General features: G+C 62.1%; 25 protein-coding genes. 10 read left to right on the plus strand and 15 right to left on the minus strand.

Annotated elements, in window-relative coordinates; genetic code table 11:
* Positions 1–183: 183 nt before the first annotated feature.
* Positions 184–1,281 (plus strand): recombinase RecA, encoded by a 1,098-nt coding sequence (gene recA / locus BLS48_RS13365; protein ID WP_010909075.1) that lies wholly within the window; start codon positions 184–186, stop codon positions 1,279–1,281.
* A 277-nt stretch (positions 1,282–1,558) separates the two neighbouring features.
* Positions 1,559–4,225 carry an alanine--tRNA ligase gene (gene alaS / locus BLS48_RS13370; protein WP_091578261.1) on the plus strand — a complete coding sequence of 889 codons (2,667 nt, stop codon included), beginning with the start codon at positions 1,559–1,561 and terminating at the stop codon, positions 4,223–4,225.
* A gap of 36 nt (positions 4,226–4,261) precedes the next feature.
* On the opposite strand, the gene BLS48_RS13375 is transcribed toward alaS, so the two are convergent.
* Positions 4,262–4,888, minus strand: a complete 627-nt coding sequence (locus BLS48_RS13375) for a glutathione S-transferase family protein (RefSeq protein WP_091578263.1) — start codon at positions 4,886–4,888, stop codon at positions 4,262–4,264.
* Between the two features lie 12 nt (positions 4,889–4,900).
* Complete coding sequence (locus BLS48_RS13380) at positions 4,901–6,112, minus strand: NADP-dependent isocitrate dehydrogenase (RefSeq protein WP_091578264.1); 1,212 nt, start codon at positions 6,110–6,112, stop codon at positions 4,901–4,903.
* Positions 6,113–6,328: 216 nt separating this feature from the next.
* On the opposite strand from BLS48_RS13380, the gene BLS48_RS13385 reads away from it, so the two are divergent.
* From BLS48_RS13385 to BLS48_RS13395, 3 genes are all read left to right on the plus strand, one after another.
* Complete coding sequence (locus BLS48_RS13385) at positions 6,329–7,249, plus strand: RNA methyltransferase (RefSeq protein ID WP_091578266.1); 921 nt, start codon at positions 6,329–6,331, stop codon at positions 7,247–7,249.
* Complete coding sequence (murI, locus tag BLS48_RS13390) at positions 7,242–8,042, plus strand: glutamate racemase (RefSeq protein ID WP_091578267.1); 801 nt, start codon at positions 7,242–7,244, stop codon at positions 8,040–8,042. The genes BLS48_RS13385 and murI overlap by 8 nt, the downstream gene beginning before the upstream one ends.
* Before the next feature lie 65 nt (positions 8,043–8,107).
* Complete coding sequence (locus BLS48_RS13395; RefSeq protein WP_091578269.1) at positions 8,108–8,296, plus strand: DUF3008 family protein; 189 nt, start codon at positions 8,108–8,110, stop codon at positions 8,294–8,296.
* A gap of 100 nt (positions 8,297–8,396) precedes the next feature.
* Here BLS48_RS13395 and BLS48_RS13400 read toward each other — a convergent pair whose 3' ends face one another.
* Positions 8,397–8,603, minus strand: coding sequence for a hypothetical protein (locus BLS48_RS13400; RefSeq protein WP_091578271.1), 207 nt, complete (start codon positions 8,601–8,603; stop codon positions 8,397–8,399).
* A 380-nt stretch (positions 8,604–8,983) separates the two neighbouring features.
* On the opposite strand from BLS48_RS13400, the gene rpsD reads away from it, so the two are divergent.
* From rpsD to BLS48_RS13415, 3 genes are all read left to right on the plus strand, one after another.
* Entirely contained in the window at positions 8,984–9,601 is a 618-nt protein-coding gene (gene rpsD / locus BLS48_RS13405; RefSeq protein WP_091578272.1) for a 30S ribosomal protein S4, read from the plus strand.
* 131 nt (positions 9,602–9,732) lie between these two features.
* Entirely contained in the window at positions 9,733–10,626 is an 894-nt protein-coding gene (gene ttcA, locus BLS48_RS13410) for a tRNA 2-thiocytidine(32) synthetase TtcA (RefSeq protein WP_091578274.1), read from the plus strand.
* Positions 10,616–11,443: an inositol monophosphatase family protein gene (locus BLS48_RS13415; RefSeq protein WP_091578275.1), complete on the plus strand. Its 828-nt coding sequence runs from the start codon at positions 10,616–10,618 to the stop codon at positions 11,441–11,443. The genes ttcA and BLS48_RS13415 overlap by 11 nt, the downstream gene beginning before the upstream one ends.
* 56 nt (positions 11,444–11,499) lie before the next feature.
* On the opposite strand, the gene BLS48_RS13420 is transcribed toward BLS48_RS13415, so the two are convergent.
* The 6 genes from BLS48_RS13420 to BLS48_RS13445 form a co-directional block, all read right to left on the minus strand.
* Positions 11,500–12,768 carry a multidrug effflux MFS transporter gene (locus BLS48_RS13420; RefSeq protein WP_091578277.1) on the minus strand — a complete coding sequence of 423 codons (1,269 nt, stop codon included), beginning with the start codon at positions 12,766–12,768 and terminating at the stop codon, positions 11,500–11,502.
* Positions 12,769–12,936: 168 nt separating this feature from the next.
* Positions 12,937–13,272, minus strand: coding sequence for a Grx4 family monothiol glutaredoxin (gene grxD, locus BLS48_RS13425; protein ID WP_013532137.1), 336 nt, complete (start codon positions 13,270–13,272; stop codon positions 12,937–12,939).
* Between the two features lie 177 nt (positions 13,273–13,449).
* Positions 13,450–13,683, minus strand: coding sequence for a BolA/IbaG family iron-sulfur metabolism protein (locus tag BLS48_RS13430; protein WP_010909092.1), 234 nt, complete (start codon positions 13,681–13,683; stop codon positions 13,450–13,452).
* Positions 13,684–13,808: 125 nt separating this feature from the next.
* The gene (locus tag BLS48_RS13435; RefSeq protein ID WP_091578279.1) at positions 13,809–14,321 is read right to left on the minus strand and encodes a hypothetical protein; all 513 of its coding nucleotides are present in this window, start codon (positions 14,319–14,321) and stop codon (positions 13,809–13,811) included.
* On the minus strand, positions 14,318–16,549 hold the full coding sequence (purL, locus tag BLS48_RS13440) for a phosphoribosylformylglycinamidine synthase subunit PurL (RefSeq protein ID WP_091578280.1): 2,232 nt from the start codon (positions 16,547–16,549) through the stop codon (positions 14,318–14,320). Before purL ends, BLS48_RS13435 begins: the two co-directional genes overlap by 4 nt.
* A 162-nt stretch (positions 16,550–16,711) precedes the next feature.
* A complete protein-coding gene (locus BLS48_RS13445) occupies positions 16,712–18,130 on the minus strand; it encodes an aminotransferase-like domain-containing protein (RefSeq protein ID WP_091578282.1) in 1,419 nt (472 codons plus the stop codon).
* Positions 18,131–18,222: 92 nt separating this feature from the next.
* Between BLS48_RS13445 and BLS48_RS13450 the strand changes: the two genes are divergently transcribed.
* Positions 18,223–18,474 carry a DUF1127 domain-containing protein gene (locus BLS48_RS13450; RefSeq protein ID WP_091578284.1) on the plus strand — a complete coding sequence of 84 codons (252 nt, stop codon included), beginning with the start codon at positions 18,223–18,225 and terminating at the stop codon, positions 18,472–18,474.
* A gap of 64 nt (positions 18,475–18,538) precedes the next feature.
* On the opposite strand, the gene BLS48_RS13455 is transcribed toward BLS48_RS13450, so the two are convergent.
* From BLS48_RS13455 to purC, 6 genes are all read right to left on the minus strand, one after another.
* The gene (locus tag BLS48_RS13455) at positions 18,539–19,183 is read right to left on the minus strand and encodes a Pr6Pr family membrane protein (protein WP_091578286.1); all 645 of its coding nucleotides are present in this window, start codon (positions 19,181–19,183) and stop codon (positions 18,539–18,541) included.
* Between the two features lie 2 nt (positions 19,184–19,185).
* Entirely contained in the window at positions 19,186–19,593 is a 408-nt protein-coding gene (locus tag BLS48_RS13460) for a hypothetical protein (protein WP_091578287.1), read from the minus strand.
* Positions 19,590–20,255, minus strand: coding sequence for a glutathione S-transferase family protein (locus BLS48_RS13465; RefSeq protein ID WP_091578289.1), 666 nt, complete (start codon positions 20,253–20,255; stop codon positions 19,590–19,592). The genes BLS48_RS13460 and BLS48_RS13465 overlap by 4 nt, the downstream gene beginning before the upstream one ends.
* Positions 20,256–20,342: 87 nt before the next feature.
* A complete protein-coding gene (purQ, locus tag BLS48_RS13470; protein WP_091578291.1) occupies positions 20,343–21,011 on the minus strand; it encodes a phosphoribosylformylglycinamidine synthase subunit PurQ in 669 nt (222 codons plus the stop codon).
* A 1-nt stretch (position 21,012) separates the two neighbouring features.
* On the minus strand, positions 21,013–21,255 hold the full coding sequence (gene purS / locus BLS48_RS13475) for a phosphoribosylformylglycinamidine synthase subunit PurS (RefSeq protein WP_023810342.1): 243 nt from the start codon (positions 21,253–21,255) through the stop codon (positions 21,013–21,015).
* Between the two features lie 43 nt (positions 21,256–21,298).
* A complete protein-coding gene (gene purC / locus BLS48_RS13480) occupies positions 21,299–22,093 on the minus strand; it encodes a phosphoribosylaminoimidazolesuccinocarboxamide synthase (RefSeq protein WP_091578292.1) in 795 nt (264 codons plus the stop codon).
* 274 nt (positions 22,094–22,367) lie between these two features.
* Between purC and BLS48_RS13485 the strand changes: the two genes are divergently transcribed.
* Positions 22,368–22,688, plus strand: coding sequence for a DUF1476 domain-containing protein (locus BLS48_RS13485; protein ID WP_091578294.1), 321 nt, complete (start codon positions 22,368–22,370; stop codon positions 22,686–22,688).
* The last annotated feature ends 106 nt before the right edge of the window (positions 22,689–22,794 follow it).

Genomic DNA, 22,794 nt, shown 5'->3' on the forward strand with positions numbered 1-22,794 from the left:
AAGCTGTCTGGCCCAATGTGGGATGCATTCCTGCTCGGGTTCTGGGACGAAAAAAGAACAAATCCGAATTTTGATTGTTTTTCAGATATTTGAAGCCCCTTGCCAAACGAGAACAAAAAAGGTACAAAATGGCAGGGATTACGGATTGTCCGGCCTTCATTGACGACCAAGGGGTGATGTATCATGGCTCAGAATTCTTTGCGGCTGGTAGAGGACAAAGCGGTGGACAAATCAAAGGCTCTGGATGCGGCGCTGTCGCAAATCGAGCGGGCTTTCGGCAAAGGCTCGATCATGCGGCTCGGCGCGAACGAGCAGGTCGTCGAGATCGAAACGGTGCCGACCGGCTCGCTTGGCCTCGACATCGCGCTTGGCGTCGGTGGCCTGCCGCGCGGCCGCATCATCGAGATCTACGGGCCGGAAAGCTCGGGCAAGACGACGCTCGCCCTCCACACTGTGGCGGAAGCCCAGAAGAAGGGCGGCATCTGCGCCTTCGTCGATGCCGAGCATGCGCTTGACCCGGTCTATGCGCGCAAGCTTGGCGTCGATCTCGAGAACCTTCTGATCTCGCAGCCCGACACCGGTGAGCAGGCGCTGGAAATCTGCGACACGCTGGTGCGCTCCGGCGCCATTGACGTGCTGGTGGTCGATTCGGTCGCGGCGTTGACGCCTCGCGCTGAAATCGAAGGCGAGATGGGCGATTCGCTACCGGGCCTGCAGGCCCGGCTGATGAGCCAGGCGCTGCGCAAGCTCACCGCGTCGATCTCGCGCTCCAACACCATGGTCATCTTCATCAACCAGATCCGCATGAAGATCGGCGTCATGTTCGGTTCGCCCGAAACCACGACCGGCGGCAACGCGCTGAAGTTCTATGCTTCGGTGCGCCTCGACATCCGCCGCATAGGCTCGGTCAAGGATCGCGACGAGGTCGTCGGCAACCAGACCCGCGTCAAGGTGGTCAAGAACAAGCTGGCGCCGCCCTTCAAGGTGGTCGAGTTCGACATCATGTATGGCGAGGGCGTGTCCAAGACCGGCGAACTGGTCGATCTTGGCGTCAAAGCCGGCGTGGTCGAGAAGTCGGGTGCCTGGTTCTCCTACAATTCGCAACGTCTCGGCCAGGGTCGCGAGAATGCAAAACTTTTCCTGCGCGACAATCCCGACACGGCGCGCGAGATCGAACTGGCGCTCAGGCAGAATGCCGGGCTGATCGCCGAGAAATTCCTCGAGAATGGTGGCTCCGAAGGCGGTGACGACGGTTTCGAGGATGAAGCCGGCGCGATGTAGGACGAGCATGGCCCGTCAGGGCTTCAGCCTGAGTTCGCGTACCCCAGTTTGAGTTTGCGTATCAATGCGTTTCGAACCGCCGGCCCTGGGTCGGCGGTTTTGCGTTTTGGCGGCGAGGCAGGCTGGTCCGGACAGTCGGCAAAGGCCGCGATTTGGACCAATTCCGTGTTTCTGGACAGGGTGCGGTGCGATCGCTAAAAGGCCAAGTCTATCTTCCAGGACGCAAGAGCCCATTTTCCGTCGGCTGGCCGGCGGTTCTCTCGAAAAGGCAGCATTCATGAGTGGCGTGAACGAGATCCGGTCGACATTTCTCGACTATTTCCAAAAGGAGGGTCACGAGATCGTCGCGTCGAGCCCGCTGGTGCCGCGCAACGATCCGACGCTGATGTTCACCAACGCCGGCATGGTGCAGTTCAAGAACGTCTTCACGGGCCTCGAGAAGCGGCCTTATTCGCGCGCCTCGACCGCCCAGAAGAGCGTTCGCGCCGGTGGCAAGCACAACGACCTCGACAATGTCGGCTATACCGCGCGCCATCTGACCTTCTTCGAGATGCTCGGCAATTTCTCCTTCGGCGACTACTTCAAGGAGCGTGCGATCGAGCTGGCCTGGAACCTGATCACCAAGGAATTCGGGCTGAAGAAGGACAAGCTGCTGGTCACCGTCTATCATACGGATGACGAGGCGGCCGGCTTCTGGAAGAAGATTGCCGGGTTTTCCGACGACCGCATCATTCGCATTGCGACCTCGGACAATTTCTGGGCGATGGGTGACACCGGACCGTGCGGGCCGTGCTCGGAAATCTTCATTGACCGGGGCGAGCACATCTGGGGCGGCCCTCCCGGCAGTCCGGAGGAGGATGGTGATCGTTTCCTCGAATTCTGGAACCTGGTGTTCATGCAGTATGAACAGGTGACGAAGGAGGAGCGCATCGACCTGCCGCGCCCGTCGATCGACACCGGCATGGGCCTGGAGCGCATGGCGTCGATCCTGCAAGGCGTGGAAAGCGTCTTTGAAACCGATCTGTTCCGTCACCTGATCGATGCGGCGTCGTCGGCGATCGGGCATGGCCCCGACAAGGAGACCGTTGCGTCCTTCCGCGTCATCGCGGACCATCTCCGCTCGTCCTCCTTCCTGGTGGCCGACGGCGTGCTGCCGTCGAACGAAGGCCGTGGCTACGTCCTGCGCCGCATCATGCGCCGCGCCATGCGCCATGCGCAGTTGCTTGGCTCCCGTGATCCGCTGATGTGGCGCCTGGTGCCGGCGCTGGTGCGCGAGATGGGTCAGGCCTATCCGGAACTGGTGCGCGGCGAACAGTTGATCACCGAGACGCTGAAGCTCGAGGAAACAAGGTTCCGCAAGACGCTGGTGCGCGGCCTCGGTCTGCTTTCGGAGGCTACGGAGAAGCTGCATGCCGGCGACATGCTGGATGGCGAAACGGCCTTCAAGCTCTACGACACGTACGGATTCCCGCTCGATCTGACGCAGGATGCGCTGCGCCAGCGCAACATCTCGGTCAATCTTGCCGGCTTCACCGATGCGATGGAGCGGCAGAGGGCCGAGGCGCGCGCTCATTGGGCAGGCTCCGGCGAGGCGGCCACCGAGAGGGTCTGGTTCCCGGTGCGCGAGCAGGCGGGCGCCACCGAGTTCCTCGGCTACGAGACCGAGCAGGCGGAAGGCCTCATCCAGGCGCTTGTCAGGGACGGCAAGACCGTCGACATCGCCAGCAAAGGCGAGGCGATTGCCGTGGTCGTCAACCAGACACCGTTCTATGGCGAATCCGGTGGCCAGATGGGCGACACCGGTGTCATTTCGGGCGAAGGCTTCTCGATCGATATCTCCGATACGCAGAAGAAGGCTGATGGGCTGTTCGTCCATATCGGCAAGGTGGCCAGCGGTACGGTCAAGACCGGCGCGGCGGTCGAGTTGAAAGTGGACCATGCCCGTCGTACCAGGCTGCGCGCGAACCATTCGGCGACGCATCTGATCCACGAGGCGCTGCGCGAGGTGCTGGGCAGCCATGTCGCGCAGAAGGGCTCGCTGGTCGCGCCCGAGCGCCTGCGCTTCGACATTTCGCACAACAAGCCAATCTCGGCCGAGGAACTCGAAGAAGTCGAGCGCATGGCCAACGAGATCGTCGTGCAGAACAGCCCGGTGTCCACGCGCCTGATGTCGGTCGACGATGCAATCGCAGAAGGCGCCATGGCGCTGTTTGGGGAGAAGTACGGCGATGAAGTGCGTGTCGTATCGATGGGCACCGGCTTGCATGGGGCCAAGGCGAACCGGCCCTATTCGGTCGAGCTCTGCGGCGGCACGCATGTCAGGGCGACCGGCGATATCGGTCTGGTGCGTGTCGTGTCGGATAGCGCGGTTGCGGCCGGCGTGCGCCGCATCGAGGCATTGACCGGTGAGGCCGCACGCAAGCATCTCGACGAGCAGGACCGGCGCTTGAAATCGGTCGCCGCAACGCTGAAGATCTCGCCGGCTGACGTGCCGGCGCGTGTCGAGGCGCTGCTCGACGAGCGCAAGAGGCTCGAAAAAGAGCTGACCGAGGCGCGCAAGAAGCTGGCGCTGGGCGGCGGTGCCGCGGCGGGTGCACCGTCGGAGAACGAGACGGTGGCGGGCGTCGGCTTCCTCGGCAAGGCGGTTTCCGGCGTCTCGCCGAAGGATTTGAAGCCGTTGGCTGATGCCGGCAAGACGTCTCTCGGCTCCGGCGTCGTGGTCTTCGTCGGCGCTGGCGAGGACAACAAGGCGAGCGTCGTGGTCGCTGTCACCGATGATCTTGTCGGCCGCTTCAGCGCCGTCGATCTGGTGCGCGTGGCCTCCGCCGCACTCGGCGGGCAGGGTGGCGGCGGTCGGCCTGACATGGCTCAGGCCGGCGGTCCCGATGCGTCGAAGGCCAATGATGCGATTGCCGCGGTGAGGGCCGCGCTCGAAGCCGCATGATCAGATAGCAAGGGTCCAGCTAAGGGACCTTTGCTGTCAGTCAGCCTTCTGCGTGCGGGCAAAGCCCGGCCGTGCCGCGATGCGGGCCCACCAGCCCTGGATCTCGGGAAATTCGGCCAGCAGCTTTTGCCCGTCCGCGACCTTGACGAAATAGCCGATGATCGGCGCCGCATGCAGATCGGCCAGCGTCAGCTGGTCGCCCAGCAACCATGGCCCAGGCGCTTTCAGCGAGGAGAGTGCCTCAAGCGTTTTGCTTGCCTGTGAAAGCCCGCCGGCGATCAGGGCCTCGTCGGGCGTCTCTTTCTCCAGCCGCTCGACGGCGACATCCCAGACCATGGATCGGTAGGCATAGGCGTCGAGCATGCCGATGATCTGGTTCATCGTTGCGCGTGCATGCGGGTCTTTCGGCTGCAGTACCGGGCCGTCGAACGCTTCGTCGACATATCTGGCAATCGCGCTCGTCTCGAAAAGGCGGAAGCCGTCATGCTCGAAGGCCGGGATGCGGCCGAACGAGTGATGCTCGAAATACCAGGCGGGAATGCCCACGGCGGCAAAGACATCGACCGGCACGAGCTCGTAGTCGACACCTTTTTCCGCGAGCACGAGGCGGACGATGCGCACATAGACGCTGTAGTCCGCCCCGTAAACGATGGGCTTGCCCATCTTGCTTACTTGTCAGGCCATCGCCTTTTGCAGGTTCTCGTCGATCTTGTCGAGGAAACCGGTGGTCGAGAGCCAGGGCTGGTCGGGGCCGATCAGCAGCGACAAATCCTTGGTCATGAAGCCGGACTCGACTGTCTGGATGCAGACCTTTTCCAGCGTCTCGGCAAAGCGCTTCAGCTCGGCATTGTCGTCGAGCTTGGCGCGGTGGGCGAGACCACGAGTCCAGGCGAAGATCGATGCGATCGAATTGGTCGAGGTTTCCTCGCCCTTCTGGTGCTGGCGATAGTGGCGGGTGACGGTGCCGTGCGCGGCCTCGGCTTCGACAGTCTTGCCGTCCGGTGTCATCAGCACCGAGGTCATCAGGCCGAGCGACCCAAACCCTTGCGCCACGGTGTCGGACTGGACGTCGCCGTCATAGTTCTTGCAGGCCCAGACATAGCCGCCCGACCATTTCAGGCTGGACGCCACCATGTCGTCGATCAGGCGATGCTCGTACCAGAGCTTGCGCGCCTTGAATTCGGCCTCGAATTCGGCCTCGTAGACTTCCTGGAAAATGTCCTTGAAGCGGCCGTCATAGGCCTTGAGGATGGTGTTCTTGGTCGACAGATAGACCGGGTAGTTGCGCAGCAGGCCGTAGTTCAGCGAGGCGCGGGCGAATTCGCGGATCGACTCGTCGAGGTTGTACATGGCCATTGCGACACCGGCGCCGGGCGCGTCGTACACCTCATGCTCGATCACCTTGCCGTCCTCGCCGACGAACTTGATCGTCAGCTTGCCCTTGCCGGGGAAGCGGAAATCGGTGGCGCGATACTGGTCGCCGAAGGCGTGACGGCCGACGATGATCGGCTTGGTCCAGCCGGGCACCAGGCGCGGCACGTTTTTCATGATGATCGGCTCGCGGAAGATGGTGCCGCCGAGGATGTTGCGGATGGTGCCGTTCGGCGACTTCCACATCTTCTTCAGCTTGAATTCCTCGACGCGCTGCTCGTCGGGCGTGATCGTCGCGCATTTCACCCCGACGCCGTATTTCTTGATGGCGTTGGCCGAATCGATGGTCACCTGGTCGTTGGTGGCGTCACGATGCTCGATGCTGAGGTCGTAATATTCCAGCTTGAGGTCGAGGTAAGGGTGGATCAGCTTGTCCTTGATGAACTGCCAGATGATGCGGGTCATCTCGTCGCCGTCGAGTTCGACGACCGGGTTCGCCACCTTGATCTTCGCCATGGAAAGAATGCCTCGTTGCTGGGATATGGGACGGCCTTGCCCGCGTGGCGTTCGGCCGGGGGATGCCGCCCGTATATCAAAGCGTTTTTGGCCGCGCAAACGGCGATCGGTCACGAATGTGGGGCCGTGGCCGCCATCATTTGCGAATGCTTCATTTTCGCGGCCGAATGTGGCAGGGGACGCTGAAATGCCGCAAACAGCAGTTCATTGACAATCATGCCAGCCACCGAAGACACCACCACCATTCCCGCCGCCGGTCCGGCCATCATCCTGGTCGAGCCGCAGCTCGGCGAGAACATCGGCATGGTCGCACGCGCCATGGCCAATTTCGGCTTGGTCGAGCTGCGCCTGGTCAACCCACGTGACGGTTGGCCGAGCGAGAAGGCGCGCGCGGCCGCCAGCCGTGCCGACCATGTCATCGATGCCGTGAAGGTGTTTGACGATCTGGCCTCGGCGCTCGCCGACCTGAACTTCGTTTTCGCCACCACCGCCAGGCAGCGCGACGGCTTCAAATCCGTGCGTGGCCCGGTGGAAGCGGGCAGGGTGCTTCGGGCCCGTCACGGTATGGGGCAGCGCACCGGCATCCTGTTCGGCCGCGAGCGCTTCGGTCTCTACAATGACGAGGTTGGCCTTGCCGACGAGATTGTCACCTTTCCGGTCGATCCTGATTTCTCCTCGCTCAACATCGCCCAGGCGGCCTTGCTGATGTCCTACGAGTGGATGAAGTCAGGCCTCGAAGACGAGACCAAAACCAACTTTGCCGGTCCAGACATGAAGCCGGCGAGCAAGGAAGAGTTGCACGGCCTGTTCGCCTATCTGGAAGGTGCGCTCGAAGCGCGCGGTTATTTCCGGCCGGCGCCGAAGAAGCCGAAGATGGTCGACAATCTGCGCGCCGTGCTGACACGTGCCGGCTTTGCCGAACCGGAGCTCAAGGTGCTGCGCGGCATCATCTCGTCACTCGACAGATTTTCGCCGGCGATGCCACGCGGCGACGGGTCTCCTGGCGACGATCCAAGGCGCTTGCCCGCGGCAGCCGCCCGCGCCCGCAAGGCGGAAGCGGGTCGACCGGCGCCCGACGCCAATGGCGACGACAATGACACGCCGCCGCTCGGCGGCAAGGGAACCGACAATGACTGAGCGGCCGATCCTGATGTTCGATTCCGGCATTGGCGGGCTCACCGTGCTGCGCGAGGCGCGCGTCCTGATGCCCGATCGTCGCTTCATCTATGTCGCCGATGATGCCGCTTTCCCCTATGGCGCCTGGGAAGAGCCGGCGCTGAGGACGCACATCCTCGAACTGTTCGCCAAACTGCTCGACCGGTTTACGCCGGCCATTTCAGTCATCGCCTGCAACACGGCCTCGACGCTGGTGATCGATGCGCTGCGCAAGAGATTTCCCGAGCATCCTTTCGTCGGCATGGTGCCGGCGATCAAGCCGGCTGCGGAACGGACGCGTTCCGGGCTGGTTTCGGTGCTGGCGACGCCCGGCACGGTGAAGCGCCAGTATACGCGGGATCTGATCAGCAAATGGGCGCAGAAGTGCCACGTCCGCCTGGTCGGCAGCGACAATCTGGCGGGATTGGCCGAAATCTACATGCGCGAGGGTTTCGTCGACGAGGAGGCTGTGCGCGCCGAGATTGCACCATGCTTCGTCGAACATGATGCGTTGCGTACGGATATCGTCGTGCTCGCTTGCACGCACTATCCCTTTCTGGCCAATCGCATGCGCAAGACGGCGCCCTGGCCGGTCGATTGGCTCGACCCGGCCGAAGCGATCGCGCGCCGGGCGCTTTCGCTTCTCGCCGACATCGATCCGACCGGTCGTGGCGAGATGCTGCCGGAAGGCCCCGATTTTGCTGTCTTCACATCGGAAAGGACCGATTTCCCGACCCGTCGCCTGATGCAGGGGTTCGGGCTGGCGATGTCCTGATCCTCGAAGGGAACATCACGGCGGCCGTTGCGTTTTTCTCCTGATGCAAAACGGGAGAACCGATCATGCCTGCCACCTCGAAAGCCCAGCAAAAGGCCGCCGGTGCCGCACTTTCCGCAAAGCGCGGCGAGACGAAAAAGAGTGAGCTCAAGGGCGCGTCCCGGGAAATGTTCGAATCGATGAGCGAAAAGCAACTCGAGGAGTTCGCCGAGACGAAGCGCAAGGGACTGCCTGAAAAGAAATCGAAGCACTAAGACCAATCGAATCGGAGACAAGACGGGTCAGAATCAAAAGCCCGCGGCCACAACCGCGGGCTTCGGATGATATGTCGGTCGCCTGAGGCCGAACTATGATTTACCAGCGCGCCCAGCAGCGCCGCACCTTGTAGCGGATGACGTGTCTGTGGCCATGCCGCCAGACCACCTTCTTCTTCACCACCACGCGGCAAACCTGATGATGCCGGTGCCCTTGCCAATGTCTGGCTTCTGCCGGCTCCGGTGCAACCGCCATCGACCCGGCCAACACCGCCGCGCCTGCCAACGTAAGGAAGAACTTCTTCATGTGACTACAGTCTCCTCTAGCTCCAGTCCCTTCCTGATGCCGCTGGCGCAGCCACCTCCCGCCACATCCGCCACTGCATCAACATGCGAAACGCTATATCTTTGCCTTACGCCACGCTAGGCACAAGCTTGACAGCGGTTAAAACTCGGTTTAACCAGCCGCCAACGCCGGGCAGCGATGTCCGGTGTTTGTTTTGTATACGCAAGATCAGTGAGCCTTAGCCGTTTTCTGATCCTGTTTGAAATGACGTGTCCCGTGGGTTTTCCGCCGCGTTGCGTGGGAAGACCCTGTCAGGTCTCGAAAACGGAGGCCAGAGGAGGGCGCGTTTCCTTCACCCGGACCATGAGGTTCCGGGTGTGTTTGTTTTGAAAGGGAATGCGATGAGCAAGCGCGAATCCGCGAAGTACAAGATCGACCGCCGTCTTGGCGAGAACATCTGGGGCCGCCCGAAGTCCCCGGTCAACAAGCGTGAGTACGGCCCCGGCCAGCATGGTCAGCGCCGCAAGGGCAAGCTTTCTGATTTCGGCCTGCAGCTGCGCGCCAAGCAGAAGCTGAAGGGTCACTATGGCGACGTCTCGGAAAAGCAGTTCCGCAAGGTTTATGAAGAGGCCGACCGCCGCAAGGGCGACACCTCGGAGAACCTGATCGGCCTGCTCGAGTCGCGTCTCGACGCGGTCGTCTACCGCGCCAAGTTCGTACCGACCATTTTCGCCGCCCGTCAGTTCGTCAACCACGGCCACGTCAACGTCAACGGCAAGCGCGTCAACATCGGCTCGTACCGCTGCAAGCCGGGCGATGTCGTCGAAGTGCGCGAGAAGTCGAAGCAGCTGGTGATCGTGCTGGAGGCAGTCGGGCTTGCCGAGCGCGACGTGCCGGACTACATCGAAGCCGACCACAACAAGATGGTCGCGACCTTCGCGCGCATCCCTGGACTGGCGGACGTTCCGTTCGCCGTGCAGATGGAACCGAACCTGGTCGTCGAATTCTATTCGCGTTGATCGAACGCATTTTACGACATCAAGACAAGGCCGCCCTTCGAGGCGGCCTTTTCTTTGTCTGCCATGTCCGCTAATTCCGGGCGCAGCGCCGTGCCGGGCATTCGTCGCCCGAGGATTTTGGAACTGACGCCATGAACATGCTGCCAGACGCCGAATCGCTTGAATCAGGAACCGAAATCGAAGGTGGCTTTCATCCGCTGTTCGCCGATGTGCCGTCCTCTGTCGAATTCAACAAATTGCGCAAGCGGCTGCTGCGGCTCACGCGTCAGGCGATCGAGGATTTCTCGATGGTCAAGCCGGGCCAGCGTTGGCTGGTCGCGCTGTCGGGTGGCAAGGATTCCTATGGGCTGCTTGCCGTGCTGCTGGACCTCAAATGGCGCGGGCTGCTGCCGGTCGATTTGCTGGCCTGCAATCTCGACCAGGGCCAGCCGAATTTTCCCAAACACATCCTGCCCGACTATCTCGATAGATACGCCATCCCGCATCGCATCGAATATCAGGACACCTATTCCGTCGTCACCGACAAGCTGCCCGAGGGCAGCACCTATTGTTCGCTGTGTTCGAGGCTCAGGCGCGGCCATCTCTATCGCATCGCGCGCGAGGAAGGATGCTCGGCGCTGGTGCTCGGCCACCATCGCGAGGACATTCTGGAAACCTTTTTCATGAACCTGTTCCATGGCGGCCGTCTTGCCGCCATGCCGCCAAAGCTGCTCAACGACGAGGGCGACGTCATGGTGCTGCGGCCGTTGAGCTATTGCGCCGAAACCGACCTCGAGAAATTCGCCGCGGCGATGCGGTTCCCGATCATCCCTTGCGACCTCTGCGGCAGCCAGGACGGTCTGCAGCGCAACGCCATGAAGGCGATGCTCGAGGATATCGAAAAGCGCATGCCCGGCCGCAAGGACACGATGCTCCGCGCGCTGTCCAACAGCAGGCCATCGCATCTGCTCGACAGAAAACTGTTCGATTTCGCAGCGCTCAATGAGACCCTCACCGCCGGGCAAGACATTTCCGATGATATTTGACGACACCGCGATCGACTGGCTGGCCGGCATTCTGGCAGAGGCAGCCCAGACCGAGATCATGCCGCGCTTTCGCCGGCTGGGCGACGGCGATATCAGGCAGAAGACATCCGCCGCCGACCTGGTGACGGAGGCTGACGTCAATGCCGAGCGGCTCATCACCGCCAGGCTGCGCGGGCGCTATCCCTCGGCCATGGTCGTCGGTGAGGAAGCCTGTTCCGACAATCCGGCGCTTCTCGACGGCCTGGGCGATGCCGATCTGGCTTTCGTCATCGATCCGGTGGATGGCACCTTCAACTTCGCTTCGGGTGTGCCGCTTTTCGGCGTCATGCTGGCCGTCGTGGTCAAGGGTGAGACCGTTGCCGGCATCATTCATGACCCCGTCGGCAAGGACTGGCTGATCGGCGCCAGGGGCGCCGGCAGCCATATCAGGCATGCGCATGGCAGTCTGGAGAAGGTGTGCGTCACGGCACCCGCGCCGCTCTCGGAAATGACCGGCTCTGTCTCCTGGCAATACATGCCCGAACCGGAACGGTCACGGCTGGCCCGCAACCAGACGAAGATCCTGTCGCAATTCGCCTATCGCTGCGCGGCGCATGAATACCGCCTGCTGGCCAGCGGCCATGCCCACTTCGTCGTCTACAACAAGCTGATGCCGTGGGATCATCTGGCCGGCGTGCTGATCCATGCCGAGGCCGGCGGATACGCGGCGCGCTTCGACGGCAGCCCCTATCTGCCGTCGCATCTCGGCGGCGGTCTGCTGGTCGCACCCGACAGGCAAAGCTGGCAGGACCTGCGCCGCGAACTCTGGGCACAATAGGATCAATTCGTGCGCCAGCGCTTAAATCGCCGGGCTGTATGCCGAAAAACAATAGTCTAATGCACGTCCGGCAGGTGCCCTGAAACGGGCGGGTTGTGCGGCTGGAACATCTTGCCGCGCTCGGCGATGAAGATCATCAGCAGCGCCGCGACCGAGACGCTGCAGAAGCCGGCGGCCAGCGGCGTCACCGTGCCGTTGAAGGCCTGACCGATCAGCGTGCCGAGAATGCCGCCGAGAAAGGTCTGCATGAAACCGAGGATGGATGACGCCGTGCCGGCCAGTTGGCCGAGCGGTTCCATGGCCAACGCGTTGAAATTGGCGCCGAGCGCACCGAACGGAAGCATGGCGCCGGCAAAGAAGGTGATGAACAGCCAGAGCGGCATCTTCATTTCGATCGAAACGACCAGCCAGGCCAGGCTGATGACCAGAAACAGCAGCAGCGCGCTCTGCGACAGGCGCCGCATGCCGATACGGCCAACCAGCCGAGAGTTCAGATAGTTGGAGAAAGCAAGAACGCCCGCGACCCCGGCGAAGATGACCGGAAACATCTCACCGACATTGAATATGTCGACGTAGATCTGCTGCGCCGAGGCGATGAAGCCGAACATGGCGCCGAAAATGAAGGTGCTGGCGAAGGCATAGCAGATCGCGATGCGGTTGGTGAGCACGATGCGAAACCCGCCGACGATGGCGTTGACGGTCAGCGGCCGGCGATATTCGGGATGCAGCGTTTCGGGCAGGCGCAGCAGCGACCACGCCGACACGATCAGGGCACCGGCGGCCATGGTGACGAAGATCCAGTGCCAGGTCGCGAACAGCATGATGAACTGGCCGATCCCCGGCGCCACGACCGGAATGGCCATGAACACCATGAAGATCAGCGACATCACCTCGGCCATGCGCCGGCCGTCAAATGTGTCGCGCACGATCGAGACGGCGATGACGCGTGTGGCGGCTGCGCCGATGCCCTGCACGGCCCGGCACAAGAGAAGTGTTTCAAAGCTTGGCGCAATGGCGGCCGCGGCAGCCGCCGCCACGTAAATGATCAGCCCGGCGACAAGCGGTGCGCGACGGCCGAAACGGTCCGACACCGGCCCAAAGAACAGCTGGCCGCCGCCGAAGCCGAGAATGTAGGCGGTGACCACATACTGCCTGTGGTTTTCATTCTCGACGCCGAGCGAGGCGCCGATCTGCTGCAGGGCCGGCAACATGATGTCGATGGCCAGCGAATTCAGCGCCATCAGCGCCGCGCACAGCGCGATGAATTCCCAGCGCGGAATGGGCAGTTTGCTTGCCGATTGCGGCGCTGCTGTTGGCTGGTCCACGGCAAGTCCGATCTCTCAAACGAAAACGCGCCGGCGGGCCGGCGCATTGGCTCGTCTTAGTCCCTACGTCAGGACATAAAAATTGCCGAGGTGGGGCGGCCCCGACGCCTGGTGCACAACCCCGAAAATCGAATTCGATTTTCGGAGAGCATCATGCCCGAAGAAAAGTCAGGCGGCGCCTTTGACGCTGACACCCTTTTCGACGAGGAACGTCTGCAACTCGCCGGCCTGGAACATTTCGCGGACGATATCGCAGCCGCCGACGAATTCACCCTTGACGTAGAGCTGCGGGATTGTCGGCCAGTTGGAATATTCCTTGATGCCCTGGCGCAACTCGGCGGAGTCCAGGACGTTCACGCCCTTATAGTCGGCGCCGATATAGTCGAGAATCTGCACGACCTGGCCGGAAAATCCGCACTGCGGGAAACCGGGCGTGCCCTTCATGAAAAGGACGACGTCGTTGCCCTTCACTTCATTGTCGATGTAGTCGTTGATACCGCTCATGGACGATCCTTTCACGCCTGTGGGAGTCAGGCTCGAAGCATTTCCTTCAAATAAACCCATCGATTGCTCGAAACAAGACGTTAGCCGCGCCGTGGCCGAAATGGCGCAAAGGATGGGCTGTCTTGGGCCAAGCGGCCTGAGGCACAACCTGACCGTCTTTGCGTGCCGGGTAGGCCTTTAGTCCGGCACACTGGTCTGCAGCGCCAGCGCGTGCAGCACGCCGCCCATATTGCCCTTCAGCGCGTCATAGACCATCTGGTGCTGCTGAACTCGGCTCTTGCCGCGAAAGCTCTCGGCCACCACCTCGGCAGCATAGTGGTCGCCGTCACCGGCCAGATCGCGGATCGTCACCTTGGCGTCCGGAATGCCGTCCTTGATCAGTTTTTCGATGTCGTGGGCATCCATTGCCATGGCAAAATCCTGTTTCGAGCGGCCGGCCGGCGGCCATGCGATGTGACTCGCCAGAGCCTAGAGCCTTTCCGGTCCGGATTGAAGCTGTTCTGTCCTGCTACGGGCAAGACGGCATCAGAACGGCCCTAAGCCGGTGGGCTTGCTTCGTCCTCGGCAACATCCTCGCGCGTCGAGAAAGCGCGGCCGAGACTGAAGGCCAGCACATAGAGCGGAACGTTGATGACCAGGCTGACGATGGGGAGATAGCTGGTTATCTGCCAGAGCGGCGAGAAGAACGCCTGGCCATGGCCGTCGCAGACAAGCGAGGAGCCGTACTCCCACAGTCCCCCTATGACCGCCGCAACGGCAAAAAGCTTGATGCAGGTGACAATATGGCTTGCTCGCGCAGTCTCCGGTGAAAGGCGGTCCCATAGTACCAGGCACAAGATCGGAACCGAATAGATGACGTTCTGCACGGCGAGCATCGGAATGGTGCCGTTGGCCGCGGCAAGAAACTCCGCGCGCGTCTCCAGCCGGGCGCAAACCTCGCTCGAGGTCGTCGACAGCAGGAAAAAAACGAACGGCCCGAGGAACCAGAAGAAGAACAGCGACGGCCAGAAAACGACTGCAAGCAGCGCCCGGGCAGCCAGTCTGGTCAACTGGCCTGATCCATGAAACGGGGGAACCAGCCTTCGTGGACGGCGGTCAGTTCGCTGACCGGTATCGCCCGCGCCTCGCCGAGTTTCAGTGCGTTGCCGCCGGTCGAGCCGATCCACGGCGCGAAAATGCCGAGCTCGCTTTGCTGTTTGCGGATGGCATCCCATTCATCGCCATGCGGGTCGATCGACAGGGTCAGGAGATAGCGGCCCTGATCCTCGCCGAACCAGACCGGGATCGGATCGGTGCCGACAAGCCCGGGGACAGTCGCGCCGATGCCGGACGCCATCGCCATTTCGGCCAGAGCCACCGCGATTCCGCCGTCGGAAACGTCATGCGCCGACGTGACGATACCTGACGCAATCAAGGCACGCACATGGTCGCCGACGCGCTTTTCATGCTCGAGATCGACCGGCGGCGGCGGGCCATCGGTGCGGCCGTGGATGTCGCGCATATAGACCGACTGGCCGAGATGCGTTCCCCATGAGGCTGGAGCGCCCACCAGCAGGATCATCTGCCCTTCGGCGGCGAATCCGGTGCGCACCATCTTCGACCAGTCGGCGATCAGGCCGACGCCGCCGATCGTCGGTGTCGGCAGGATGCCCTGGCCGTTGGTTTCGTTGTAGAGCGAGACATTGCCGGAGACGATCGGGAAGCCGAGCGCACGGCAGGCGTCGCCAATGCCTTTCACCGCGCCGACCAGTTGACCCATGATCTCGGGCCGTTCCGGATTGCCGAAATTGAGGTTGTCGGTGGCGGCGAGCGGCAAGGCGCCCGTCGCGGTCAGGTTGCGCCAGCATTCGGCCACTGCCTGCTTGCCGCCCTCATAGGGATCGGCTTCGCAGTAGCGCGGCGTCACGTCGGAGGAGAAGGCGAGCGCCTTGGTCGCATGGCCATCGACGCGGACCACGCCGGCGTCACCGCCCGGAAGCTGCAGCGAATTGCCCTGGATCAGCGTATCATATTGCTCCCACACCCAGCGGCGCGACGACAGATCCGGTCCGCCGAGCAGCTTCAGCAGCGCATCGGCAACATCGGCCTGCGGAATGTCGTTGGCCGCAAGCGGCGCCGGCTTCTTGGGCTCGACCCAGGGCCTGTCGTATTCCGGTGCCTTGTCGCCAAGGTCCTTGATCGGCAGGTTGGCGACCTCGTCGCCCTGGTGCAGAACCCGGAAGCGCAGATCGTCGGTGGTCTTGCCGACGATGGCGAAGTCGAGGCCCCATTTGTGGAAGATCGCCTCGGCTTCCTTTTCCTTCTCGGGGCGCAGCACCATCAGCATGCGCTCCTGGCTTTCCGACAGCATCATCTCATAGGCACTCATGCGCTCTTCGCGCACCGGCACCTTGTCGAGATCGAGCTCGATGCCGAGGTCGCCCTTGGCGCCCATTTCGACCGCCGAGCAGGTGAGGCCGGCCGCGCCCATGTCCTGGATGGCGATGACCGCGCCCGAGGCCATCAGTTCGAGGCACGCTTCCAGCAGGCACTTTTCGGTGAAGGGATCGCCGACCTGCACGGTGGGGCGCTTCTCGTCGATCTTGTCGTCGAATTCAGCCGAGGCCATGGTGGCGCCGCCGACGCCGTCGCGGCCCGTCTTGGCGCCGAGATAAACGACCGGCAGACCAACGCCCTTGGCTTCCGACAGGAAGATCGCATCGGTCTTGGCAAGGCCCGCGGCAAAAGCATTGACCAGGATGTTGCCGTTGTAGCGGGCGTCGAAATTGACCTCGCCGCCGACCGTAGGCACGCCGAAGGCGTTGCCGTAGCCGCCGATTCCGGAAACTACGCCCGAGACGAGATGCCTGGTCTTGGGGTGGTCAGGAGCGCCAAAACGTAGCGCATTCATCGCCGCGATCGGCCGTGCGCCCATGGTGAAGACGTCGCGCAATATGCCGCCGACGCCGGTCGCCGCACCTTGGTAAGGCTCGATGTAGGACGGGTGATTGTGGCTCTCCATCTTGAAGACGACGCAGTCGCCGTCACCGATGTCGACCACGCCGGCATTCTCGCCCGGACCCTGGATGACCTGTGGGCCTGTGGTCGGCAAAGTACGCAGCCACTTCTTCGAGGATTTGTATGAGCAATGCTCATTCCACATCGCCGAGAAGATGCCGAGTTCGGTGAAGCTCGGCTCGCGGCCGACGAGATCGAGGATGCGCTGATACTCGTCGGGCTTCAGCCCGTGCGCGGCGATGAGTTCGGGGGTGATCGGCACGGAATTGGAAATGGTCATGGGTGGCGATTTTTATCCGGGGCGTTGGGATTTGAGTCCCGTCTTATCGCAAGCTTTGAGCCCGATACACCCATGGATTGACGAAAAACGCAGGAAAGCCGGACAAAGCCACTGGGCAGTCCTCGGCAGCGGCGATCCCGCGCGTGCGAGGCTCTTTGGGGTTCAGGAGAAGCTGTCGTAGCCGGCGCGGCCCTCGTCGAGAAGCCGCCGGATGACAGCAACGCCTTCGGCGATGTCCTTGCGTTGTCTTGGCTGCGAAATGCCGAAGCGGACGCCATGGAAAACCTGCTCGGAGCGACCCGCCCTGAACTCGTCCTCGTCGTCGAGCAGCACGCCATGTTCGAGGCAGGCGTTCTTGAATGTACCGGAAAGCCACGGATCAGGCAGGGTGAGCCAGACAAAAGGCACCTTGTCGTGCGCCTTGAACTCAAATCCGGCCAAAGTCTCGCGTACGATCGCGATGCGGGCGGCGATTTCGGCGATGCTGCGCTTGCGTATCTCAGCGGCCTGGCCGGACAGCACCAGCCGGGCATTCACCTCCGCCAGGAGGAAAGGCATGCCGCCTGTCATCATCTTGTGGGCGACGCGGATGCGATGGCGATAAGCGGGTGGGCAAGAGAGCCAGCCGCCGCGAATGCCGGCCGCCACCGATTTCGACAGGCCGCCGGCGACAATGGTGCGTTCGGGCGCATATTCGGCAAGCAGCGGCGTCGGGTCGTCGGTGAGGTCGCCGTAGAGGTCGTCTTCGATGAGGATGACATTGTACTCGCGCGCCACCCGGGCAATTGCCTCGCGGCGCGTGGCCGACAGCGTCACCAGCGTCGGATTCTTGGCCGTCGGCATCAGGAAGATCATTTTCGGATGTTTTTGCGCACAGACGCGCTCGAAATCGGCCGGGTCGAGGCCTTCGTCGTCCGATGCCACCAGTGCGGTGCGCCGGCCGATCAGGCCGGCGCTACGCGAAATCTGCGAATAGGTGAGGTGCTCGAAGGCAACATAATCGCCGGGCGTGGTCAAAGCTGCGATCGCCGCCATCACAGCGGCATGGGTGCCGAGCGTCGGAACGATGGTGTCGGCGGTTGGCCGGAAGGAGTTTCGCGACAACCAGCGGGCGCCGGCTTCGTACCAGCTGTCTGGAAAATCCCGCGTGTAGCTGGAAATCTCGTGCGGATGATCCTGTGCCGTGCGCGACAGGACATCGGCGACAATGGCGCCCTGGCCGATGTCTGGCGCTGCCGTGCTGTCGAACCGCAACTTGTCTCTGGGGGCATCGATGTAACGCGTGCCTTCGGCGCTGGCGTCGGGAGCCAGCAAGTCCGGCGTCACACCTCCAGCGCGCTGGCCGAGCACATAGGTTCCACGCCCGACTTCGCCGCTTACCAGTCCGCGCTCGCGCAGCAATTGATAGGCACGGCCGACCGTGCCGACGGTGGTGCCGATGTCGTAGGCGAGATCGCGTTGCGGCGGCAGTTTTGCGCCGGCATCGATAACGCCCCGGTCGATGTCGGTTTCGATGGAATCCGCCAGGCGTTGATACAGCGGGCCGGAGCCGGCGGTGAGGTCTGGAAGCCAATTTGTCATGGTGACAATTTTCTATATTGCACCGATATGTGAGTCAATACATATCAGCGACATGAAAAAAGGGTACAATTAAGAGTTCTGGTGGAAAGAAAATGAATACAATCGCGACAATCCCTCATTCAAGGGCCGAGTTACCATGTCAACCGGCACGCCCATCGGGCCGGCGCGGCTTTGTCAGCCGTCTGGTGCGCGTGGTCGGCTCGCTGGCGAGATGGATCGACAATGTGCTGGAGCACCGGCGCAGCCGGCTGGCATTGCTGGAAATGACCGACGATCAGCTCAAGGATATCGGCATCTCGCGCTGCGATGCCCATCACGAGGGGCTCAAGCCTTTCTGGGACTAGCGCCAACGGGCTTCGAAAAACCATCGCCAAGAACGAAAGCCATGATCTCGAACCGGAACATCAGCTAACGATTGCCGCCCGGCGCCCGCAATCGTGAAACGCTGTGGTCCGCAAGGACTGCGATGATGCACAGCACGAGAAAAAGCCCGGTGATGGCAAGCGCCGAGACGGCGACGCTGGCTGGGCCGTTCTTGGCGACATCGAGGAAGGGGTAGGGCACCTCGCCGGCAAGCGGCGCCCGCGTCAGCGCATAGACCAGATAGGCCACGGGATAAAGCATCCACCAGGAGATGTCGCTCCAACGTGTCCTGCCGTCGGCGCCTGATGTCAGCCACCACAGAACGAACAGCACCGGCGTCACATAATGCAGTAGCACATCGCAGAGCAGGAACAGCCCCTGCGGCTGCCAGAGCTGTGCCAGAACCGTCGCATAGACGATGAAGACCAAAGCAATCGAAACCGCGACACCCGCCCGCATGCGTGGCCCGGCGAAGGCCGGCAGCCAGGCATAGCCGGTGGGCGACAACAGCGATGTGTGCACCAAGACCGCGCCGATGTTGGTCAGGATGGTGAAGAAGCTGAACAGGAAGACGATCGAGCCGAGCAGGCTGCGGCCGGCTTCCATCGATGCTGGAATGGTGATGCAGAACTGCAGGACGAGCCCGGCCAGGCCTATAACCAGACCCGCCTGCTGCAGAAAGCGACCCATGGCTAGGCGGCCGCGGCGCAGGCCGGGTTGCCGGCTTGCCAGCGCGCGATGTCCGAGCCGATGCGCGCGCCGAGCGGGTCGTTCATCAGCGGCCCGAACGCGTCGACGCGGCTTGAATTGCCTTGCGCCTGCACGACCAGCAATGGTTTGCCGCCATAGTGCTTGGCTGGCACCAGCAGGAAACGCGGCGTGCCGCTGAACGAGTTCAGTTCGTTGGCCATCTGGTATTGCTTGAAGGCCGGGTCCTTGCTGGCGATCCAGCATTTATGGGCTGATATCGCCACCTGTTCCATGGCCAGCAGCGACGCACTTTTGCTCGAGGGAACAGGCGCGCTCTTTGGGGGCGATTGGCAGGACGCCAAGGCAAAGCCCGCCGCGGCGACGAAGGCGATCGTCTTGCTCTTGATCAAGCGGCACCCATCTCAAGTTCGGACAGAAAGGTCTTCAAGCCGTCGGTCATCTCGCCCCAGACGCGCGACAATGCCGGGTGTTGCAAGGCGATTTGTTCGTAAGCTTCGAATTTGGGATAGGCGTCGAGCAGGTCGTCGCGGCCCGTCATCGCCCGGAAATTGTTGAAGATGAACCGTGTCGGCGTCAGCCAGGCATCGGCGAAGCAGATGTCGTTGCCGAGCGCGAAGGGGCCTTGCGCCATGCGCGCCTCGATTACCGCCAGTCCGTGGTGCAGGCGGACGAACTGGGCGTCGATCTCGACATTGTTTCGCTTCGATAGGAAATGAAGCTCGAAAAGCTTCATCGTCGGCGTGAGGACATCGAGGTCGGTGATACGGGCGAACATGCGCACCAGCGCGCGGTCCTTGGAATCGGGCGGCAGCAGTGCCGGCTCCGGAAACCGCTCCTCGAGATACTCGGCGATGACCACCGATTCGAGGATCGTTTCGCCAGAACCGGTGATCAGCACCGGAATCCGGTTCAGCGGCGAAATGGCGCGAAACTCTTCCGGGATCGGAAAGCCCGGCGGCGGCGCGATGATCTTGAGCGGAACGTCCTTGATGTAGGCCAGCGCCCGCACGATCGACGAATAGGGCGACAACGGCCGCGAATAGAGTTTCATGACCGTCTCTCTCCCCAATGAAGCGGACTTGCCCAATAAAATGGGCTGCAATGTCCGGCTGTTTTCAAGGCGTACGCCTCGACGATGTCAGGCGGCAATGCCGAGCGCGCTCTCGAACAGCGCGCGGCCGTCGTTGCCGCCATGGGCTGCTTCGATCAGGTTTTCCGGATGCGGCATCAGGCCGAGCACATTGCCGCGCTCGTTGATGATGCCAGCGATGTCGTTGATCGAGCCGTTCGGATTGGTGCCTTCGGCGTAACGAAACACAACTTGGCCTTCGCCTTCGAGACGGGCAAGCGTCTCGGCGTCGGCGAAGTAGTTGCCATCGTGATGCGCGACTGGCGAGCGGATGATCTGGCCCTGCTGATAGCGGCGGGTGAACATGGTGTTGGCGTTGGCGATCTGCAGCTTGACCTGCCGGCAGACGAATTTCAGGGAGGTGTTGCGCATCAAAGCGCCAGGCAGCAGGCCGGCCTCGACCAGGATCTGGAAGCCGTTGCAGACACCGATGACCATCACGCCCTTGGCCGCCTTTTCGGCAACCGCCCGCATGACCGGCATGCGCGCGGCGATCGCGCCGCAGCGCAGATAGTCGCCGAAGGAAAACCCGCCCGGAATGGCGATCAGGTCGACATCCGGGATTTCGGTGTCGGTCTGCCAGACGGTGACCGGCGGTTTTCCCGAAATCTTGGTCAGCGCCGCGATCATGTCGCGGTCGCGGTTGAGGCCAGGAAGAAGGACGACGGCTGATTTCACGTCAGGCAATCTCCACCGCGTAATTCTCGATCACCGTATTCGCCAGCAGCTTGTCGCACATGGCCTTGAGATCGGCCTCGGCCTTGGCCTTGTCGCTTTCCGCCAGCTCGACGTCGAACACCTTGCCCTGCCGCACCGCGCCGACGCCGCCAAAGCCCAGCCCGGAGAGTGCGTGTTCGATCGCCTTGCCTTGCGGGTCGAGAACGCCGTTCTTGAGGGTGACGGTAATGCGGGCCTTGATCACGCTGGACATGCTCCTGTTCTGGGTATCGGGGCGCAAGCCGCTATCAGTGCGGCTTGCCTTTGACGCCTTCGGTCGAGGCGACAAGCACCGGGCCCGTGGGGCGAACGGGCTCGTTCTCATTCATGATTCCGAGGCGGCGGGCAACTTCCTGGTAGGCTTCTACGAGGCCACCCATGTCGCGGCGGAAACGATCCTTGTCTAGCTTGTCATGCGTCGCCACGTCCCACAGGCGGCAGGAGTCCGGCGAAATCTCGTCAGCGACCACGATACGCATCATGTCGCCCTCGAACAGGCGGCCGCACTCGATCTTGAAGTCGACGAGCTGGATGCCGACGCCCATGAAAAGGCCGGAGAGGAAGTCGTTGACGCGGATGGCAAGCGCCATGACGTCGTCAATCTCCTGCGGGCTCGCCCAGCCGAACGCGGTGATGTGCTCTTCCGACACCATCGGATCGTCGAGCGCATCGGCCTTGTAGTAGAATTCGATGATCGAGCGCGGCAAGACAGTGCCTTCCTCGATGCCGAGGCGCTTGGACAGCGAGCCGGCGGCGACATTGCGCACCACCACTTCGAGCGGAATGATTTCGACTTCCTTGATCAACTGCTCGCGCATGTTGAGCCGGCGGATGAAGTGGGTCGGAATGCCCATGCGGTTGAGGTGGTTGAAGATGTGCTCGGAAATACGGTTGTTGAGCACCCCCTTGCCATCGACGACCTCATGTTTCTTCTTGTTGAACGCGGTTGCGTCGTCCTTGAAGAACTGGATGAGCGTACCCGGCTCGGGTCCCTCATAGAGGATCTTGGCCTTGCCTTCATAAATGCGGCGGCGATGTTTCATCTGATTTTTCTCTGGATTTCCGGACAGGCGGCAAGCGACCATTTCCTGTCCGTCTGCCTGAAATAGTGCGGCTACGGTAGGGTTCAATGCCGGGTCTATCCCAATCACACCATTTGCTCAATCGGCAAATCCTTCCAATCAACCGCTTTCGGGACCGAAATGCCGCAGCGCAGCATGCGACGAAGCGTATTGACCGGCTCGCGACCTTTTGGTTTGTGCTTCGTCAACACATATAGATCATCACCAGCGAATCGATTTCCATCGGAGGGATGCCATGAGCAGCATGAAGGACCGCGAAGAGGGCTTTGAGCGCAAATTCGCATTCGACGAGGAACTTCGGTTCAAGGCCGCGGCGCGCCGCAACAAGGCGCTTGGCCTGTGGGCCGCCGAAAAACTCGGAAAGTCGGGCGCCGATGCTGATGCCTATGCCAAGGAAGTGGTTGTTTCCGACATCGAGGAAGCCGGCGACCACGACGTGTTCCGCAAGATCCGCAAGGATTTCGATGCGGCCGGTGTCGAGCAGTCGGACCATCAGATCCGTCGCACCATGGACGAGCTGATGGCGCAGGCGATCGAGCAGATCAAGAACACCTGATCCAACCACACGCTGGACCAATCGACCGCCTGGCCTAGCCGGGCGGTTTTTCTTTGCCTTTGCAGCGGTTTCCGGCTGAAACTGCCGACGTTAACAAAGGAAAGAT

This window comes from Mesorhizobium qingshengii (assembly GCF_900103325.1).
Taxonomy (GTDB): domain Bacteria; phylum Pseudomonadota; class Alphaproteobacteria; order Rhizobiales; family Rhizobiaceae; genus Mesorhizobium; species Mesorhizobium qingshengii.

Bases quoted from the DNA above. Each gene is read 5' to 3' on its own strand.
- recA (WP_010909075.1), top strand. From the start codon at position 184: ATGGCTCAGAATTCTTTGCGGCTGGTAGAGGACAAAGCGGTGGACAAA.
- alaS (WP_091578261.1), top strand. From the start codon at position 1,559: ATGAGTGGCGTGAACGAGATCCGGTCGACATTTCTCGACTATTTCCAA.
- BLS48_RS13375 (WP_091578263.1), bottom strand. From the start codon at position 4,888: ATGGGCAAGCCCATCGTTTACGGGGCGGACTACAGCGTCTATGTGCGC.
- BLS48_RS13380 (WP_091578264.1), bottom strand. From the start codon at position 6,112: ATGGCGAAGATCAAGGTGGCGAACCCGGTCGTCGAACTCGACGGCGAC.
- BLS48_RS13385 (WP_091578266.1), top strand. From the start codon at position 6,329: ATGCCAGCCACCGAAGACACCACCACCATTCCCGCCGCCGGTCCGGCC.
- murI (WP_091578267.1), top strand. From the start codon at position 7,242: ATGACTGAGCGGCCGATCCTGATGTTCGATTCCGGCATTGGCGGGCTC.
- BLS48_RS13395 (WP_091578269.1), top strand. From the start codon at position 8,108: ATGCCTGCCACCTCGAAAGCCCAGCAAAAGGCCGCCGGTGCCGCACTT.
- BLS48_RS13400 (WP_091578271.1), bottom strand. From the start codon at position 8,603: ATGAAGAAGTTCTTCCTTACGTTGGCAGGCGCGGCGGTGTTGGCCGGG.
- rpsD (WP_091578272.1), top strand. From the start codon at position 8,984: ATGAGCAAGCGCGAATCCGCGAAGTACAAGATCGACCGCCGTCTTGGC.
- ttcA (WP_091578274.1), top strand. From the start codon at position 9,733: ATGAACATGCTGCCAGACGCCGAATCGCTTGAATCAGGAACCGAAATC.
- BLS48_RS13415 (WP_091578275.1), top strand. From the start codon at position 10,616: ATGATATTTGACGACACCGCGATCGACTGGCTGGCCGGCATTCTGGCA.
- grxD (WP_013532137.1), bottom strand. From the start codon at position 13,272: ATGAGCGGTATCAACGACTACATCGACAATGAAGTGAAGGGCAACGAC.
- BLS48_RS13430 (WP_010909092.1), bottom strand. From the start codon at position 13,683: ATGGCAATGGATGCCCACGACATCGAAAAACTGATCAAGGACGGCATT.
- purL (WP_091578280.1), bottom strand. From the start codon at position 16,549: ATGACCATTTCCAATTCCGTGCCGATCACCCCCGAACTCATCGCCGCG.
- BLS48_RS13445 (WP_091578282.1), bottom strand. From the start codon at position 18,130: ATGACAAATTGGCTTCCAGACCTCACCGCCGGCTCCGGCCCGCTGTAT.
- BLS48_RS13450 (WP_091578284.1), top strand. From the start codon at position 18,223: ATGAATACAATCGCGACAATCCCTCATTCAAGGGCCGAGTTACCATGT.
- BLS48_RS13455 (WP_091578286.1), bottom strand. From the start codon at position 19,183: ATGGGTCGCTTTCTGCAGCAGGCGGGTCTGGTTATAGGCCTGGCCGGG.
- BLS48_RS13465 (WP_091578289.1), bottom strand. From the start codon at position 20,255: ATGAAACTCTATTCGCGGCCGTTGTCGCCCTATTCGTCGATCGTGCGG.
- purC (WP_091578292.1), bottom strand. From the start codon at position 22,093: ATGAAACATCGCCGCCGCATTTATGAAGGCAAGGCCAAGATCCTCTAT.
- BLS48_RS13485 (WP_091578294.1), top strand. From the start codon at position 22,368: ATGAGCAGCATGAAGGACCGCGAAGAGGGCTTTGAGCGCAAATTCGCA.